Raw genomic sequence first — 15,727 nt, 5'->3', positions numbered from 1 at the left:
CGATTTTACCTTGTCAAGACAGGTGTTACGCGGAACCGGGCGCGTAGGGCCAGGAAAAGACCTACACCAATCAGTGCCAATGCCACGCCGAACGTGGCTTGCATCCCACTTCCCACATCGCCGGGAGTGGCTGTGGCGAGGTCACCTGAAACGTGCGCAAAGAAAGCACCCAATGCCGAGGCGCCCGCGATCAGCCCCACATTGCGCGACAGGTTGAGCAAGCCGGCGACTACGCCACGGCGGTCTGGCAGTACGTCGCTCATCACCGCGGTGTTGTTGGCGGCCTGAAACTGGGCGTAGCCGAGGGTGAGGATGATCAGCGGGGTGATATACCCGGCAACCCCAAGGTTCAGCGGCGCCAGCGAGAGCAGCAGGCACCCCGCCAGCATCGCCAGCAGCCCGGCGATGGTCATCGGGCCGCAGCCGAAACGGTCGGTCAAACGTCCCGCAGGGATGCCCGTCAATGCCGAAACGCAGGGCCCGACTGCCATTGTCAGGCCCATCCAGGCAGGGTCGAGGCCTGCACCGTGGGTCAGGTAGAAGGGCCCGACCACCAAGGTCGCCATCATCACCGCCGATACCAGCGCGCTCATGGCCAGGCCAGCGCTTAGCGTTGAATCCCGTAAAGTCGACAAGAAACTGAACCCGGATTGCGCGGGCTGTAGCCCATGGCGGTCGACGCGCAGATAGCGCCGGGCGAGGGCAAATGTCAGCAAACCCAGCGGCACGGTGATGAAAAACAGCGCGCGCCAGCCAAACCCCGCGATCAACACCCCGCCAAGGCTTGGCCCCAGCGCGGTGCCCATGGCCGACATCGTGCCCAGCAACCCCATGGCGCGGCCGGTGCGTTCCTTGGCCACGGTCTCGCCCACCAGCGCCATGGTCATCGCCATCATGATCGCCGCGCCCAGGCCTTGCAGGGCGCGGGCCGCAATCAACAGCCCGAGGGACGGAGCCATGCCGCACAGGGCCGAGGCAACGGTGAAGAGCAATAACCCGGCCAAGAGCAGGCGGCTGCGGCCCATCAGGTCGCCCAGTCGCCCGACGCTGACGATCACCGCAGTAATCGCCAGCAAGTAGGCGAGCACCACCCACTGCGCCGCCTGGAACGATGCATCAAACGCCTGCACCAGGCTCGGCAGGCCGACGTTGGCGATGCTGGTGCCCAAGGACGCCAGCAACATGGACAGTGACAGGGCGACGAGAGCGCCACGGGGTGCAGGTGATTTCATCAAGAGGCTCCTGGGTTTGACCGCTGTCAGAAATCTACGCCGTCACCTAACATGGCGGAAGGCGCAGCATTTGCACTTTATACGTGCGCCAAACGCCCTATGAGGTTTGCCGTGTCGACACCTGATTTCAATCTGCTGGTCACCCTGGATGTGTTGCTCGCCGAAGGCAGCGTCGCCCGTGCCGCTCAACGCTTGCGCCTGAGCCCGTCGGCGATGAGCCGGGCGCTGGCGCGACTGCGGGAAACCACCGGCGATCCGTTATTGGTCCGTGCCGGCCGCGGCCTGGTACCCACGCCGCGCGCTCTGGCGTTGCGCGAACAGGTCAGCCAGTTGGTGCAGGACGCCGAAGCGGTGTTGCGACCCGCTGCGACGCTGGATGTGAGCCAACTGGTACGCACCTTCACCTTGCGCACCAGCGACGGATTTGTTGAAAACTTCGGCCCGGCGCTGTTGACGCGGATCGCCCGGGAAGCGCCTGGCGTGCGGTTGCGCTTCGTGCACAAGCCGGACAAAGGCAGTACGCCGCTGCGCGATGGCAGTGTCGACCTGGAAACCGGCGTGGTCGACAGCAGCGCCAGCCCCGAGGTGCTGACCCAGGCGCTGTTCCGCGACCGGTTTATCGGCGTGGTGCGCAAGGGCCATCCGCTCAGCCAGGGCGAAGTCACGCCGCAGCGCTTCGCCGAAGGCCAGCACATCTACGTGTCCCGGCGCGGCCGTGATCAGGGCCAGATCCATCAAGCCCTTGAAGCGCTCGGGCTGACCCGGGACGTGGTGACCATCGTCGCCGGCTTCTCGACCGCCCTGGCCCTGGCCCGCAGCACCGACCTGATCGCCAGCGTGCCGGAGCGGCATACCGCCAACCTGCACAGCGACCTCTACCGCTTTGCGCTGCCGTTCGTGTTCCCGGACTTCACCGTCTCGATGCTCTGGCACCCGCGCCTGGACGCCGACCTGGCCCATCGCTGGCTGCGCGGTTGCCTGCGGGAGGTATGTGCGCAATGAGCCGAGCCCGGACATCCAGCTCCCCCTGTGGCGAGGGAGCTTGCTCCCGCTGGGCTGCGAAGCAGCCCCAAAACCTGCATCCTGTTTCCCGCGAAAAGAACGCGGTGCGCTTAATGGGGCTGCTACGCAGCCCAGCGGGAGCAAGCTCCCTCGCCACAAGGGGTGCTTGCGGGTCCACGGCGGCCCTTCAGCAGGTACAATCCGCCGGGCCTTGAAATGAAACACCAGGAATTCAAATGTTCAGCCTTACCCATTACGAAACCCCATGCCCCGAGCCGATCAACGCGCAGATCCTGCAGATGGTGGTCGACTACCTGACGGACATCAGCATGGTCGCCATCCCGCCAAGCAATCTGCTGTACAACGTCTACCAGTACGCCATCGGGTACGAGGTGCACCTGTACCTGGAAGCGCTGGGCGGGTCCAAGGGCATTGCGGTGGAATTGATCGTCGCGCTGGACGCGCAGGAGCAGGTGATCGGCTTCCTGCTGTACCTGCCGGTGAAGGACGATCCCGAGGCGTGCGGCGTGGCTTACATGGCGGTGCACGCCAGCCATCGGCGCAAAGGCGTGGCGCGGGCGATGATGCAGGACATCCTGGCCCGCTACCCCCATGCCGAACTGACCTGCGCAGTGGAGAAGGTCCCGGCGTTCGAGTCCATGGGCTTTCAACTGCGCGGTGTGCGCGGTACCCAGGTGTTGATGAACACCCGCGACTACAGCACTGACGGCTTGATGGGGTTGCTGGATGTGGCGTCGATCTACAGCTCGCTGGAGGTGCGGCAGATCCACACCTACCTCCTGCAAAAGCACGGCAAGCGGGCGATGGTCGATGCCGAAAAACAGCGTGATCGTCACTTCGACCAGATGACCCACAAGGCTCGGATGTTCGTGCACGCAAGGCTGGGCTAACGCGCTACTCGACTCACCATCGACTTGATGCTCGCAAACAGCTCCTCTTGCGCCTCCAGCGGGCTGATCTCCCCGCTGGCCGCAGCATGGGACAAGGCGTCCGCTGCGCCCAGCATTGCGCGTAAACCGGGCTGGCCAATCACACCGTCCACGGCAAAGGGGGCGAGGGCGTCGCGACACTTGCCGAGGAAAATCACGTCGTACTCGCGCTTGATGGTTTCCAGTTCCGGGCTGCCGGCCAGGGCCGCAATCACTCCCGGAATTTCCCGCCCCTGCAACAACACACAGTCGACATAACACGAGGCAATCACCCGGGCGCGATCATCCAGGGTGGGTTCGCTGGCCTCGATTGCAGCGGCAAATACCTGGTTCTGCCGCGCGTCGAAATCTTCATACAGCGCGGCCAGCAGCCCCGCGCGATCGCCGAAATGATCATACACCACCGGCTTTGTAACGCCGGCCAACTCGGCCAGATGCCCGAGGGTCAGCGCGTCGGTGCCTTCTTCGCGCACCAGTTGCCAGGCCACGTCGAGCAACTGGCGCAACCGGTCATCCCGGGACAGGCGACGGCGAGGGGCAGGGGATTGATCGCTTGACATGCTTATATACCAAAAGTAACTTACCAACGGTAACTTAGCTCAAGCCTACTCAATTTGCCTGCTCATCGCCACCCCCCGAAGGAGTCATTGCCATGCACGCGCTGATCGTCGTTGCCCATCACGACCCACAATCCCTCACCCACAGCCTCGCCAAACAGGCGGCTGCCGGCATCACAGCCGCAGGGCACACCTTCGAGATCGCCGACCTCGCCGCCGAAGGTTTCGACCCACGCTACAACGCCGCCGACCATAAAGTGCACCGCACCCGCGCCACGCCGCCGGCCGACGTACTGGCCGAACAGGCCCGACTCGACCGCGCCGACGCCTTGGTGCTGGTGTACCCGATCTTCTGGTGGTCGATGCCGGCCTTGCTCAAGGGCTGGATCGACCGGGTATTCGTCAACGGTTGGGCGATCGACTACAGCCTTGAGACGAAGGTGGTGAAAAAACTCGGCCACTTGCAGGTGCACTTACTGGGCGTTGGCGGGGCGGACGAAGGGGTGTTTGAACGCCACGGCTATGCCGACGCCATGCGCACGCAAATCGACCATGGGATCTTTGATTACTGCGGTGCGAAAGTGCTGACATCCGAGCTGCTGCTGGACTCGGAAAGCGGCGCTGCCGAACAGCATCTGGAGACGGCGGCGAAGTTGGGGCGACAACTGTTCGTCACCCTGCAACCCTGCGAAACCGCCTAAACCAGGCTGCTCTGTATGAGCGCTGCCAGCTGTTCGGCCGCAGCGCCTGGCGCTGGATGGCTGCAATGCAATTCATAGCCAAGGGACGGCACCGGCGGCAGACCGTCGAGTACACGCAGGTGCGCAGGCAAACCGATACGGGTGCGCAAGGTCACACCCAACCCGGCATCGACCGCCGCCCAGATCCCACCCACGCTGGGGCTGGTCAAGGCAATGCGCCAGGCAATGCCGGCGCGGTCCAGGGCTTCGGTGGCGGCGCTGCGCAATACGCAGGGTGCCTCGAACATCACCAGCGGCAGCGGCGCGTCCTCGGAGCGCGGTAGTTGGGGTTTGTCCCGGGGCCCGATCCAGTGCATGGGTGTTTGCCCCAGGCGGGTGCGGCAGGACGATGTCTGACCGGTTTCCCAGGTCAGCGCCAGGTCCAGGCTCGCGCTGTCGATCAGGGTCAACAGCTCGGCATTGCGGCCTATCCGCACTTCAAGGCTGATCATCGGATAAAGCCTGGCGAAGCGCCGCAGGATGTCACTGAGCACATGCTCGCCGAAATCCTCCTGCAAACCGAGGCGCAAAGTGCCTGCGGTTTGGGTTTCGTTAAGGCTGCTGAAGACAGTGTCATTGAGGTCCAGCAACCGCCTGGCGTGGCCGAGCAGCGCTTCACCCACCGGCGTCAGCACCAGCCCGCGCCCGGATTTGCTCAGCACCGGCGTGCCGACCTGTTCTTCGAGTTTCTTTAATTGCGCGCTGACGGCTGAAGTCGAACGGCCCAGGCGATCCGCCGCCTTGGCAAAACTGTTCAGCTCGACGCCGGTGACGAAGGTGCGCAGTACATCAAGGTCGAAGGTGGGGCGGCGCATTGAATGGTCCATTAAAACGGGATGGTGGATGCTATTAAATCTGATATTCGGAATGATCCTGGCTTGCTAGTTTTTGCCCGTCAACTGAATTGTCGGAGCGAGCGTCCATGAGCAACAAATTTACCGAGCTGACCCGCGACGTGCTGTTCGCCGATATCTGGGAGCGCGAGGGCCTGTCGCCCAGGGAGCGCAGCCTGATCACCGTGGCGGCACTGGTGGCGATGTACCGTCTGGAGCAACTACCGTTTCACTTGCAGCGGGCGGTTGGCAATGGCTTGAGCGTCGAGGAACTGGGTGAAGTCATCACTCACCTGGCGTTTTACTCCGGCTGGCCGACAGCGGCGTCGGCGCTGAACCTGTTGGCAGCCATCCATCCTGCGGAGTAACCACCATGCCTTACGCCCGAATCTCCCTGCATCGCGGGAAATCCCCTGAATATCTGCAAGCGCTTTCACAGGGATTGCATGACGCCCTGGTTGAGAGCTTCAAGATTCCTGACGCGGATCGCTTCCACGTGATCCACCAGCACGAAATTGGCGAGATGATCATCGACCCCAACTATTTGGGCGGCCCGCGCAGCCACGACTATGTACTTATCGCGATCACGGGCGGTAAACCTCGTGATACCGAGACCAAACGGCGGTTTTACCAGGTGTTGGTGGAGCGGCTGGAGGCTGCGATTGGGCTGAGCCCTGAGGATGTGATGGTAGTGATTACGACGACGGCGGCGGATGAGTGGTCGTTTGCGGGGGGAAGAGGGAATTAGTAGCACGGGCGTACTTTTCCAATTGGAATGATTGCCCACAAGTTATGGAGAGGTGATCGGGAAATGTCAGTCTGGAAAGGAGGACCTTTCTGACAACCTTTCAGGCGGCTCAGTCTTACTCTTTGCGTTCTCGTGGAATCCAGGAGTAAAGGAATGACTTCCAGCGTCTTGAAGGACGGTTTTCCAGCTGCCTATCGCACCACCCGCAAACGGATCGAAGGCAGTATCGACCTCGGCCGGTTGTTTGCCGCGATCGATGCTGACCCGGCGATTGCGGGGGCAGGAGTGGGTGCAACCATGAGTGTCATAGGCAGCGGCGTCTCCGGGAATATCCGGACACTGGCCATCGGCCTATACGAAGAGTTTGAATAATGGAACTGAGAAATTCCCCTAGAGCTTTTATGGCTCACTATTTTCCGGTTTTAGTCTGTGCTTTTATGTTTGCGCTTTTTGCTCTTGCGGTAGCGGGGTCGTCGATGGGTAGTACCTACATGCGAGGCGTGCCTGCTTATCGTAGTTACACGGGGCTGGATGTGGGTATCGCTTCCATTATCTTGTCAGCGGGCAACTTTCTTATCCTCCGAGGTCGTGACTGGGGCGTCTGGATACTGGCAGGCAGTTGTGTGATGAGCTTTTTCATTGTGCTGTTCACCTACAGCTATCAGCCCCATCCTTTTATCTACACAACGGGGCTGCTGTTCCCGCTGCTAAGCCTCTACCTGCTCAATACCCACCGCCACCGCCAAATGCGCGCAGAACTCGTCCTGCTTCGTCACGAACGCAAGCGCTACAAAGCCGGCCTTCGGCCCCCGCGTACTCAGGAGATGGCCCAGGCTCGCCTCGAATACCAACAGGCCCGCAGACTCAAGCGAGAAAATCGCCGCAAATGGAAGGCGGCCCTCAACCCTCGCGAAACAAGTCATGAGCATCCAGCAACCGATACGCAATCTCCGGCCGTTTCTCCATTCCCTTGCGAATCGCTGCCGGAATCGACTGCCGGGTCTTGCGACACAACCCCGGCAAGTCATCGATAGCGATCTGAATCCCGCGCATCGTCTTCACTTCCGTATGGCCCGGCGCGATATGCACGCGAATGCCCAGTTGCTGGTACATCAGCTGTTGCATGCGCTCAAGGTCGGGCAGGCTTTGCAGGTTTTCGAGGCGTTCGAGCAGGCGTTTTTCTTCCTGGCGCGTTAGGTGCAGGATGCGTGCATCGGCGCCGAGAAGGTCGAGCAGTTGCTCACGATTGCAGTCGCAGACGCCGGGTGGGCAGGGTTGGCGAATCGTCATGCAGTCTCCCTCCCGTTACCGGCGCCGGCGGCTTACCAGGTCAGATGGACCCCAAGGCTTTCCAGCTCTTTCCAGTACTCAGGATAGGTCTTACCGACGCAGTCCGGGTCCTGAATCCTGATCCCCGAGACCTTCAAGCCCGCCAAGGCAAAGCACATCGCGATGCGGTGGTCGGCGTGGGTGTCGATCAGCGCGTTGCACGTGGTGCCCGCCAGGGCCGGATCGCTGGCCACCAGCAAATCATCACCTTCAATGGTCGCCAGACCCGGACGGATTTCATTCAGGCCGTCATGCAGGGCCTGCACCCGGTCACATTCCTTGACCCGCAGGTTGGCCAGTTCGGTGAAGCGTACCGGCGTGTTGTTGAACGCGGCCAGTACGGCGAGGGTTGGAATGGCATCCTGCATCTGCGAGCCAATGACCACCGGCGGCATCTGCGGGAACTGCGCGATCACTGCCTGGGCCTTGGCATCGGGCTGGGTGAAATCCTGCGGGGCGACACCAAGGTCGATGCGGCCACCGGTCAGCACTTCAGCGGCCCACAAATAGGTGGCGGCGGAAGCGTCAGGCTCGATCAGGTAGTCGTGGGCGGTGTAGCCGGTCGGGGCCACGCGCCAGGTGCTTTCATCGACGATGTCCACCTGGGCACCGAAGGCGCGCATGCAGTCCAGGGTCAGGTCGACATAGCCACGGGCGCCAATGTCCTTGCCGGTCAGCGCTACTTCAATCGGCGCTTCGCCGCACGCCGCCAGCATCAGCAGCGCCGACACGTACTGGCTCGACAGGCCGCCGTCGATCTCGAAACGCTTGGCTTGCACGCGGCCAGTGCCATGGACGGTCACGGGTGGGCAACCGGTAGGGCTGTCGACCTGGATGCCATTCTGGCCGAGGGTCGCGAGCAGCGGGCCGATCGGACGCTTTCGCATGTAGGCGTCGCCATCCAGCACCACGGTGCCTTGTACAGTGGCCACGGCAGCGGTGAGAAAGCGCATCGCGGTGCCGGCGTTGCCGAGAAACAACGGCTGCGCCGGCAATTGCAGCTTGCCCAGGCTGGTGACGACGAACGTGGTGTCGTCCGGTTCATCGATCACCACGCCCATCTGCCGCAGGGCCACCGACATGTGACGAGTGTCATCGCTTTTCAGCGCGCCGCTCAAGCGACTGGTGCCCTTGGCCAGGGCCGCCAGCAGCAAGGCACGGTTGGTAATGGATTTGGAGCCGGGGGGCGCTACCTTGCCGTTCAATGGAAAGTTGGGCGGTGTAACGGTCACGGTTTTCTGCGAACTCAAGGTACAAGGCTCCTGCTTCAAGGCGGGTGGCGTTTGGCGGACACGAATAATCGGCCAAACACGCTACCGTTGTCGAGCGGGGATCGTTCAGAGTCGCGGGTTATGGCGCCATGCGGCCATTCATGTCGCCATAGGTGAACGCCTTGAGCGCGTGCGTATCCAGTTGCCCGGTACGCAGGAAGCCTTCGGCCAGGCTGTGCATGGCGCCATACAGGAATTCGGCGATGCTCGAGCCGGCCGTGAGGCGGCGTACGCCCAAGGCTTGCAGCGTCTCGGGCGCGGGCAGGCCGGCCCAGGCCAGCACGTTGACCGGCAAGTTGGTCGCCTGGCAGAGCTGCTGGATTTCGTGCTCCAGGTGGATGCCGGCGGCAAACAGCCCGTCGGCGCCTGCGCCCTGGTACAACGCGGCGCGCTTGAGGAGTTCTTCAAGGCGCTGTGGCTCCGGGGCCAATCCTTTCAAATACACGTCGCTGCGGGCATTGATAAACAGCTTCACGCCACAGCTGTCCGCCACACGACGGGCGACTTCGATCTTGCGGGCCAGCAGTTCAGGGGTGCCGGCACCGTCCTCGATATTGACGCCGATGGCGCCCGCGTCGATTACGGCCTTGATCACCCGGCCCACGTGCTCCGGGTCGTCGGAATAACCGGCCTCGATGTCCACGCTCAGCGGCACGTCAATCACCCGGGCGATGGATTGCACGGTGCTGACCAGCAGCGGCAGCGGCAGCTGATTGCCGTCCTTGTAGCCGTGGGTCCAGGCAACGGCCGCGCTGCTGGTGGCGACGGCCTGGCTGCCCAGTTGCGCCACCAGGCGCGCGCCGCCGGCATCGGCGACGTTGGGCAGGATAAACAGTTGAGCATGGTGCAGGGCGTGGAAGGCGGTAGCGTGGGCGGTCATGGCGGGTCAGTCCTTTGAGTGGGCTTTGTTGTTGAAGGCGCCTGTCATATCAAGAATCGGCCCGGCATCGCAATCGATAACACACCACTGGTCGACATTTCCCACGTTGATGTCGATTGAGCGCCTGATGGATCGACTACAGGCACAACAACCCGTCGAATCAGGAGAGTGATCATGTCTTACGTAGATGGCTGTGTCATCGCGGTGCCCACCGCAAACCGCGAACAATTCATCCAGCATGCCAAGGCCGCCGCCGTGGTGTTCAAGGACCATGGCGCGCTGAATATCATCGAGTGCTGGGGCGATGACGTGCCCCAGGGGCAGGTGACCTCGTTTCCCATGGCGGTCAAGCTCAAGGAGGATGAAACCGTGGTGTTTTCCTGGATCGTCTGGCCGTCGCGGCAGGTGCGTGACGCCGGGATGAGCAAGGTGATGGAAGACCCGCGCCTGAAGGCAGACGTCAATCCGATGCCGTTTGATGGGCAACGGATGATCTATGGCGGGTTTGAGATGATCCTCAACACCTGAGGCCAGGCGTTCATGGACGGCGGCTGTAGTCCGATCGCCTGTCGCAGGGTAGGACCGACGATAACTCTGGTGCAAGACCAGTGCGAAAACTCTGCAAAACAAGGACTTGACGCGATTTGTCTGACAGAAGCGTCGGGTAGACAACCCGGCGAGGTGGGCTAAGTTCAAGGCGCTTCCCATGAGGGGAAGTCTTCAATCAAGGAGTGACTGAAATGAACAAACCCCAGACTCAACTCAGGCATGGTCGCGTCGTGACACCCGCCAGTCGTGGCTCGGTGGCGGTAGAGCGTGGCCTGCTGGAAAACTGGCAAGTCAACGAAATGGAAGGCGGCAAGAACTTCCCGGCCCTCAACGCCGGCCCGTTTCCGGCACCTTACGAAACTGACGATCAGAGCGTCACGCCCCCCGCCGACGGGCACATCCTCAGCGGCGGCAAGACCGATGCCCGCGACTGCGTGAACTTCACCGACGAAGAAATGGGTAAGAAGCTCAACACCCCGTTTAACTGGCCGTTGTTGAATGTTGAAGCCGGCCAGGTATTCAAGGTGCAGTGGGCTTACACCGCCGCGCACGTGACCCGTGGCTATCGCTGGTTGATCACCAAGGACGGTTGGGACCCCAAGCAGCGCATCAGCCGCGCTCAACTGGAGCCCAAACCGTTCTTCGAGGACTTCTATACCCAGGTGCCGTATTACCAGCACTCGGCTGAACTGAAGGCCAAGGTTGAACATCAGGTGACATTGCCCAAGGGCAAGAAGGGCCGGCATGTGCTGGTGTTGATGTGGATCGTGGCCAACACCGGCAATGCGTTCTATCAGGCGTTTGACGTCGATTTCAACTAGCGGCAACTGAACCCGGAGGCAAAACAAAATGTGGCGAGGGAGCAAGCTCCCTCGCCACAGGTGTTGCGTTCAGCACACGCTCAATCAGCGCTGGGCCAACCAGTAGTCGTGCAACGCACGGGCGGCCGGTTCGATAGCGGCTACCCGTTGCTGATGGGCATTTACATCCAGGTCTGCCGGCAGTTCAAAGTTGTCCTGCTCGGCGCACCAGGAAATCTTTTCCAGTTGCCCGGCCTGTTCGGCAGGCAGCTCTGGCCAGTTGCCGATAGCGGCGCCACGGATATAACCAAAGCACCATTCTTCCGCCAGGGTCAGTGGCTGGTCCTGATGCTCGGTTTCCTCGAAACGTGCCTTGAAACCCTGGGCGTCGGTCGCCAGTTGCGTGGCAATGGCGTTCATATGGCGCACGCACAGTTCAAGGAACTGGCCAGCTTCTTCCGGGCTTTCCCAATCCGGGTTCTGCCCACCAAAGATACCGGGGAACCATTCGGCAACCTCCACCTGCGCGGGGCTTGAAACCAGGGCGGTGAAGTAACCGTTAAGCTCGGCCAGGTTCAGCACCGAATGGTCGTCGCCGTACTTGAGCAGGGTGTCGTCGATGAACTCGAAATCGGCGGGGGCGAGGGGTTGGTCGTGCATGGGCATATCCTTTGTGCGTGGAACGCCGCTGATGGGGCGGCTTAAAGCGCGGAGGATGGCGCGTGTCGGGGTTTTAATCCAGCTTCTTCAGCGCTTTTCCCACAGGACGCACAGCTTGCTCATGCACATCGAACCTGCAACCGCGAGAATGATCGGCACCAGGAAGTCATGGTCGATGCGGGTGAATTCCGCCACCAGCACGATTGCCGTCAACGGCATGCTCATGCTCGATGCCAGGAACGCCGCCGCACCGATGATCGCGAAAGCCCCCAGCGGCACGCCGGGCCACAGCAGGCTCCAGGCGCCGCCGAGGATGATGGCGAGCAGGGCGCCGTTGGCCAGCGCCGGGGTCAGCAAACCGCCTTCGGCACCGGCGCGCAGGCTGCTCGCAGTGATCAGTACCTTGACCACTAGCAGCACCGCGGCGAGGCCGATGGTCAGCTCATTGTCAAAGCCCAGTTGCGCCGGGCCCTTGCCGTTGCCGAGGATCTGCGGCAGGAAAATCGCCAGGCCCCCGATGATCGTGAAGTTGATCAACGACAGTACCGGCAACCGCCAGCCACGGGCGGCGTTGCTGCGGGCCGCGCCGGTCAACCGGGTGAATCCGTAGGCGGCCAGGCCAAACACCGGCCCGCAGCCCAGCGCCCAGGCGATCAAGCCAGGGCTGAGCACAAAGTGCGGCACCACGTATTGCGCCTCTGCGCCCAAGCCAATCCAGGCCACCGACGCGCCGATGGCCGAGGTGGCCAACGCAATCACTGCCGCCGGCCAACTGAACACACCCACCAACACTTCGAGCACAAACACCGCGCCGCCCAACGGCACGTTGTACACCGCCGCCAGCCCGGCGCCTGCACCGCAGGCGACGATCAGCCGGTGCATGTCCGGCGCCAGTCGCGCCCGTTGTGACAACCAGGTGGCGGCCAGCGCGCCGACTTCCCGTGGCGCCACTTCACGGCCCAATGGCGAGCCGAGGGCCACAGTGATGATTTGCAGCACGGCGTGGGCGAGGGTGGTCTTGGGCGGCATGATCGGTGCCTGGGCGGAGACCGCTTGCTTGATGCTCACCAACGGGCGGCCATAGCGGTAGATCAACCACCAACCCACACCGGCCACCAGGCCACAGGTGATCAGCACCAGCACCCGGCGTTCGGGCGCGGCGGCGGTGACGCCGAGCAAAAAGGTTTCATGGCTGATCAGGCTGTCGAGGCTGTAGCCGTAGGCCAGATGCTGGATGCCGTGCAGCAGCAAGGCGAGGAGCATGCCGCCCAGGCCGGCGCCGATGCCGGTGAAGATGACGACAAGTGCGAGAATCAGCAGCGAACGGGTTTTTGAGGGCATGAAGGGTCCAGGGAGCCGGGTTTCCGAGCCCGATTCTATAGCGCAATGGTGACGCCATAGCCCCGAGATGTAATGCACATGCGCGAACTGGCCTTCCACAACATTGCATTACGTTCAGATTACTTTAACGGCCCGGCCAATTGCCTGAATCGGACCTGTCGGCTTGCCGGTTTTCGACCCGCCGGGATTTTCCAGGGTCAGCTCAAACAGCTGGTTCGGCGCCAGTGGCGGGAGTTTGTCCAGGGGCACAGATAACGTCTGTCCAGGCTTGACCAAGCCCAGCGACACCGGGCCTTGCCAGTCTTCGCCCTTGGTCCAGAACTGCAGCGTCTTGTCTGCCGGTACTTCCATGATGCCCAGGGGAATCAGCTGGATTTCCTGGGTATTGCTCGCCTGGATTACCCAGCCCGGGGCCTGGTTTTGCGGGGCTACCAGCACCACCACATACGCGGTCGGGTTGATGGCGGCCGTACGGGTCAACAGCAGTGTCGCCAATACCAGGCTCGCCGCGATGCCGGCGCCGGCCAGTCCGCGCCACAACGCCAGCCTGTTCCACCATGAGACCGACGAGTCCCGGGTGGCTGAATGCCCCAGGCTGCGCTCGATGCGTCGCCATAAATACACCGAAGGCGTTGCCGGGGCGGCCTGTCCAGTCAGTGGCAGCAGGCGCTGTTCCCAGGCGTCCACTGCCGCACGCAAGTCGGCATCGGTGGCCAGGCGCTGTTCCACCTCGGTGCGTTGCTCGATGGGCAAGGTGCCCAGCACATATTCGCTGGCCAGTTCGTCGATGCTGTTCATGCCATGCACTCACGCAATGCCGCGAGGCTGCGTTTGATCCACGCTTTCACGGTACCCAGCGGGGTGCCGAGTTTGTGCGCGATTTCGCTGTGGGAATAACCGTCTACATACGCATGCAGGATGCAGTTGCGGCGGGCCGGGTCGAGTTGTTCGAGGCAGCTGTAGATCCGCGCCGAGTGCGCCTGATAGTCGAAGGTGTCAGCGCGCTCTGCGCTTTCATGCTCTTCGCTGAGGGGCACCTCGCGTCCATTGCTGCGCACGGCATTTAGCGCCAGGTGCCGGGTCACGCTGTATACCCAGCCGCGGGCCGAGCCTCTGTGCGGGTCAAAACTGGCCGCGCCGTTCCAGACCTTGATGAAGGCGTCATGCACGATATCTTCGGCCACCGCCTTGTCACGCACGATGCGCAACGCGACCCCCAGCAGCCGGCTGCTTTCCTGTTGATACAGCCGGCGCAAGGCCGGTTGTTCGCCACGGGCACAGGCCAGCAGGCAGGCTTGATAGTCAAAATCGGCTTCAGGCAAAGACAGGTTTCCAGGTGGAGGCCCCGGCGGTGAGCCCGGGGCGCTTTGGCAGCAGCGTAGACGAATCTGGTCAGTTGGCCGCCCAGAAGATGTAGTCGGCCTGGTACTTGACCACTTCCTGCTTGCCCTTGTTGGCCGCCGTGCATTCCGTGCCTGGCGCCACGCCGCCCTTGAGGGCCACCCGCTGGATATACGCGACGCCACTCATCGCGCCCTTGCCTTCGGCGGGGTTGGCCTTGACCAGTTGATAAGGCAGGTTGCCAGGGCTGGACGGCGCCACGGCCAACTGGGTGCCGGTGACTTTCGAACCGTCCTTGGCCTGCCAGGTGGCCGGCGGGCCGAAGTAGCTACCGACCTGCTGGCCGCTGCGGTCATTGAGCACCGCCTTGGGACCGACGAAAAACCATTCGGTCTGGCCGGCAGCATTGGCCTTGTCCCGGCATTCGTAGGTGATTTCGCCGACTCCGGTGGTTTCCATGGTCACCTTGTGGCCGTCCGGCACCTTTATGCTGTCGGGTAAACCGGTCTGGGCAAAGGCAGTCGGTGCAGCGGCGAACAGGCAGGTCACGCAGAACAGGGCTTTGGCGTTCATCGGTGTCTCTCCATAGGGGCAGCAAGGCGCTGCTACCTGTACTACCCACGGCACGCGCAAACGGATGCAGCGATTAGAAAATAAATCTTCAAGGGCGCACACTGTGGGCCCCCGCACTACCAGAGGAGAGATTGACGATGACCGGTGTTCACAAGTCTGCTCAACAGGGTTTCTCTACTCAGGCCGTCACGTACGCCCAAGGCCGGCCGGACTATCCACGGCAACTCACGGGTTGGCTCACCGACGCCCTGCAGATCAATCCCCACTCCACGGTCATCGACCTGGGCGCCGGCACCGGCAAGTTCACCCGCTTGCTCAGCACCGTGGCGCCGACGTTGATCGCAGTGGAGCCGGTGGAGGCAATGGGGGCGCAGTTGCACAAACTGCTGCCCCAGGTGCGCCTGCTGTCGGGCACCGCTGAAGCCATCCCCCTGGAGGCGGCCACCGCTGATGCCCTGGTGTGCGCCCAGGCGTTCCATTGGTTTTCCACGGAAGCGGCCCTGGCGGAAATTCACCGGGTGCTCAAGCCGGACGGTCGCCTGGGGTTGATCTGGAATGTGCGGGATGAGTCGGTGGACTGGGTCGCGGCCATCACCGAAATCATCACGCCCTACGAGGGCGACACACCGCGCTTTCATACCGGACGTTGGCGCGAGGCCTTTACCGGCGAGTATTTTTCCGCCCCCGAAATGACCTGCTTCCCCTACAGCCATGTCGGCAGCCCCCAGGAAGTGATCATGGACCGCTTCCTTTCCGTGAGCTTTATCGCCGCATTGCCACCGGCAGAAAAGGCGCAGGTCACTGAGCAGTTGCAGTCGCTGATCAACACGCATCCGGCCTTGCGCGGCCGTGAGACGGTTGCGTTTCCGTACCAGACCCAGGCTTATCGCAGCCAGCGGCTGACCAGAAAGGCATAAAGTC

General features: G+C 62.4%; 20 protein-coding genes. 9 read left to right on the top strand and 11 right to left on the bottom strand.

What is annotated here, in order from left to right; genetic code table 11:
- Window positions 1-5: 5 nt before the first annotated feature.
- Entirely contained in the window at window positions 6-1,232 is a 1,227-nt protein-coding gene (locus C0058_RS17465; protein ID WP_102369189.1) for an MFS transporter, read from the bottom strand.
- Window positions 1,233-1,343: 111 nt separating this feature from the next.
- Between C0058_RS17465 and C0058_RS17460 the strand changes: the two genes are divergently transcribed.
- Together C0058_RS17460 and C0058_RS17455 are read left to right on the top strand one after the other, a co-directional pair.
- Window positions 1,344-2,234: a LysR family transcriptional regulator gene (locus tag C0058_RS17460; protein WP_003215222.1), complete on the top strand. Its 891-nt coding sequence runs from the start codon at window positions 1,344-1,346 to the stop codon at window positions 2,232-2,234.
- A gap of 236 nt (window positions 2,235-2,470) precedes the next feature.
- Complete coding sequence (locus C0058_RS17455; protein ID WP_102369188.1) at window positions 2,471-3,145, top strand: GNAT family N-acetyltransferase; 675 nt, start codon at window positions 2,471-2,473, stop codon at window positions 3,143-3,145.
- Here C0058_RS17455 and C0058_RS17450 read toward each other — a convergent pair.
- A complete protein-coding gene (locus C0058_RS17450) occupies window positions 3,142-3,744 on the bottom strand; it encodes a TetR/AcrR family transcriptional regulator (protein WP_102369187.1) in 603 nt (200 codons plus the stop codon). The genes C0058_RS17455 and C0058_RS17450 overlap by 4 nt on opposite strands.
- A 92-nt stretch (window positions 3,745-3,836) precedes the next feature.
- Between C0058_RS17450 and C0058_RS17445 the strand changes: the two genes are divergently transcribed.
- A complete protein-coding gene (locus C0058_RS17445) occupies window positions 3,837-4,442 on the top strand; it encodes an NAD(P)H-dependent oxidoreductase (RefSeq protein ID WP_102369186.1) in 606 nt (201 codons plus the stop codon).
- Here C0058_RS17445 and C0058_RS17440 read toward each other — a convergent pair.
- The gene (locus C0058_RS17440) at window positions 4,439-5,296 is read right to left on the bottom strand and encodes a LysR substrate-binding domain-containing protein (RefSeq protein ID WP_102369185.1); all 858 of its coding nucleotides are present in this window, start codon (window positions 5,294-5,296) and stop codon (window positions 4,439-4,441) included. The genes C0058_RS17445 and C0058_RS17440 overlap by 4 nt on opposite strands.
- A gap of 107 nt (window positions 5,297-5,403) precedes the next feature.
- On the opposite strand from C0058_RS17440, the gene C0058_RS17435 reads away from it, so the two are divergent.
- The 3 genes from C0058_RS17435 (at window position 5,404) to C0058_RS17425 (ending at window position 6,434) form a co-directional block, all read left to right on the top strand.
- A complete protein-coding gene (locus C0058_RS17435; RefSeq protein WP_008436391.1) occupies window positions 5,404-5,682 on the top strand; it encodes a carboxymuconolactone decarboxylase family protein in 279 nt (92 codons plus the stop codon).
- Between the two features lie 5 nt (window positions 5,683-5,687).
- A complete protein-coding gene (locus C0058_RS17430) occupies window positions 5,688-6,062 on the top strand; it encodes a tautomerase family protein (RefSeq protein WP_008436392.1) in 375 nt (124 codons plus the stop codon).
- Between the two features lie 153 nt (window positions 6,063-6,215).
- A complete protein-coding gene (locus C0058_RS17425; protein ID WP_008436400.1) occupies window positions 6,216-6,434 on the top strand; it encodes a hypothetical protein in 219 nt (72 codons plus the stop codon).
- A gap of 528 nt (window positions 6,435-6,962) precedes the next feature.
- Here the strand turns inward: C0058_RS17425 and C0058_RS17415 are convergent.
- The 3 genes from C0058_RS17415 to C0058_RS17405 all read right to left on the bottom strand — a co-directional run bounded on the left by C0058_RS17415 (window position 6,963) and on the right by C0058_RS17405 (window position 9,542).
- Complete coding sequence (locus C0058_RS17415) at window positions 6,963-7,352, bottom strand: hypothetical protein (protein WP_102369184.1); 390 nt, start codon at window positions 7,350-7,352, stop codon at window positions 6,963-6,965.
- 32 nt (window positions 7,353-7,384) lie between these two features.
- Window positions 7,385-8,641 carry a 3-phosphoshikimate 1-carboxyvinyltransferase gene (aroA, locus tag C0058_RS17410; RefSeq protein WP_102369183.1) on the bottom strand — a complete coding sequence of 419 codons (1,257 nt, stop codon included), beginning with the start codon at window positions 8,639-8,641 and terminating at the stop codon, window positions 7,385-7,387.
- 100 nt (window positions 8,642-8,741) lie between these two features.
- Window positions 8,742-9,542, bottom strand: a complete 801-nt coding sequence (locus C0058_RS17405; protein ID WP_102369182.1) for an isocitrate lyase/phosphoenolpyruvate mutase family protein — start codon at window positions 9,540-9,542, stop codon at window positions 8,742-8,744.
- Window positions 9,543-9,716: 174 nt separating this feature from the next.
- Here C0058_RS17405 and C0058_RS17400 point away from each other — a divergent pair, with 174 nt between their 5' ends.
- Window positions 9,717-10,070 (top strand): DUF1428 domain-containing protein, encoded by a 354-nt coding sequence (locus C0058_RS17400; protein ID WP_003215254.1) that lies wholly within the window; start codon window positions 9,717-9,719, stop codon window positions 10,068-10,070.
- A 212-nt stretch (window positions 10,071-10,282) separates the two neighbouring features.
- Window positions 10,283-10,912 carry a lytic polysaccharide monooxygenase auxiliary activity family 9 protein gene (locus C0058_RS17395; RefSeq protein ID WP_102369181.1) on the top strand — a complete coding sequence of 210 codons (630 nt, stop codon included), beginning with the start codon at window positions 10,283-10,285 and terminating at the stop codon, window positions 10,910-10,912.
- 84 nt (window positions 10,913-10,996) lie between these two features.
- Here the strand turns inward: C0058_RS17395 and C0058_RS17390 are convergent, their stop codons facing one another.
- From C0058_RS17390 to C0058_RS17370, 5 genes are all read right to left on the bottom strand, one after another.
- Window positions 10,997-11,551, bottom strand: a complete 555-nt coding sequence (locus C0058_RS17390) for a UPF0149 family protein (protein WP_102369180.1) — start codon at window positions 11,549-11,551, stop codon at window positions 10,997-10,999.
- A gap of 87 nt (window positions 11,552-11,638) precedes the next feature.
- Window positions 11,639-12,892, bottom strand: coding sequence for a chloride channel protein (locus C0058_RS17385; RefSeq protein ID WP_102369179.1), 1,254 nt, complete (start codon window positions 12,890-12,892; stop codon window positions 11,639-11,641).
- A gap of 114 nt (window positions 12,893-13,006) precedes the next feature.
- On the bottom strand, window positions 13,007-13,690 hold the full coding sequence (locus tag C0058_RS17380) for an anti-sigma factor domain-containing protein (RefSeq protein WP_102369178.1): 684 nt from the start codon (window positions 13,688-13,690) through the stop codon (window positions 13,007-13,009).
- On the bottom strand, window positions 13,687-14,214 hold the full coding sequence (locus C0058_RS17375; RefSeq protein WP_102369177.1) for a sigma-70 family RNA polymerase sigma factor: 528 nt from the start codon (window positions 14,212-14,214) through the stop codon (window positions 13,687-13,689). Before C0058_RS17375 ends, C0058_RS17380 begins: the two co-directional genes overlap by 4 nt.
- Window positions 14,215-14,284: 70 nt before the next feature.
- Window positions 14,285-14,806 carry a DUF3455 domain-containing protein gene (locus C0058_RS17370; RefSeq protein WP_003215266.1) on the bottom strand — a complete coding sequence of 174 codons (522 nt, stop codon included), beginning with the start codon at window positions 14,804-14,806 and terminating at the stop codon, window positions 14,285-14,287.
- Window positions 14,807-14,943: 137 nt separating this feature from the next.
- Between C0058_RS17370 and C0058_RS17365 the strand changes: the two genes are divergently transcribed.
- Window positions 14,944-15,723 (top strand): class I SAM-dependent methyltransferase, encoded by a 780-nt coding sequence (locus C0058_RS17365; protein WP_087692698.1) that lies wholly within the window; start codon window positions 14,944-14,946, stop codon window positions 15,721-15,723.
- Window positions 15,724-15,727: the final 4 nt, after the last annotated feature.

The sequence above is a fragment of the Pseudomonas sp. NC02 genome (assembly GCF_002874965.1).
Taxonomy (GTDB): Bacteria; Pseudomonadota; Gammaproteobacteria; order Pseudomonadales; family Pseudomonadaceae; genus Aquipseudomonas.
This window is presented reverse-complemented; position numbering and strand designations above follow the sequence as displayed.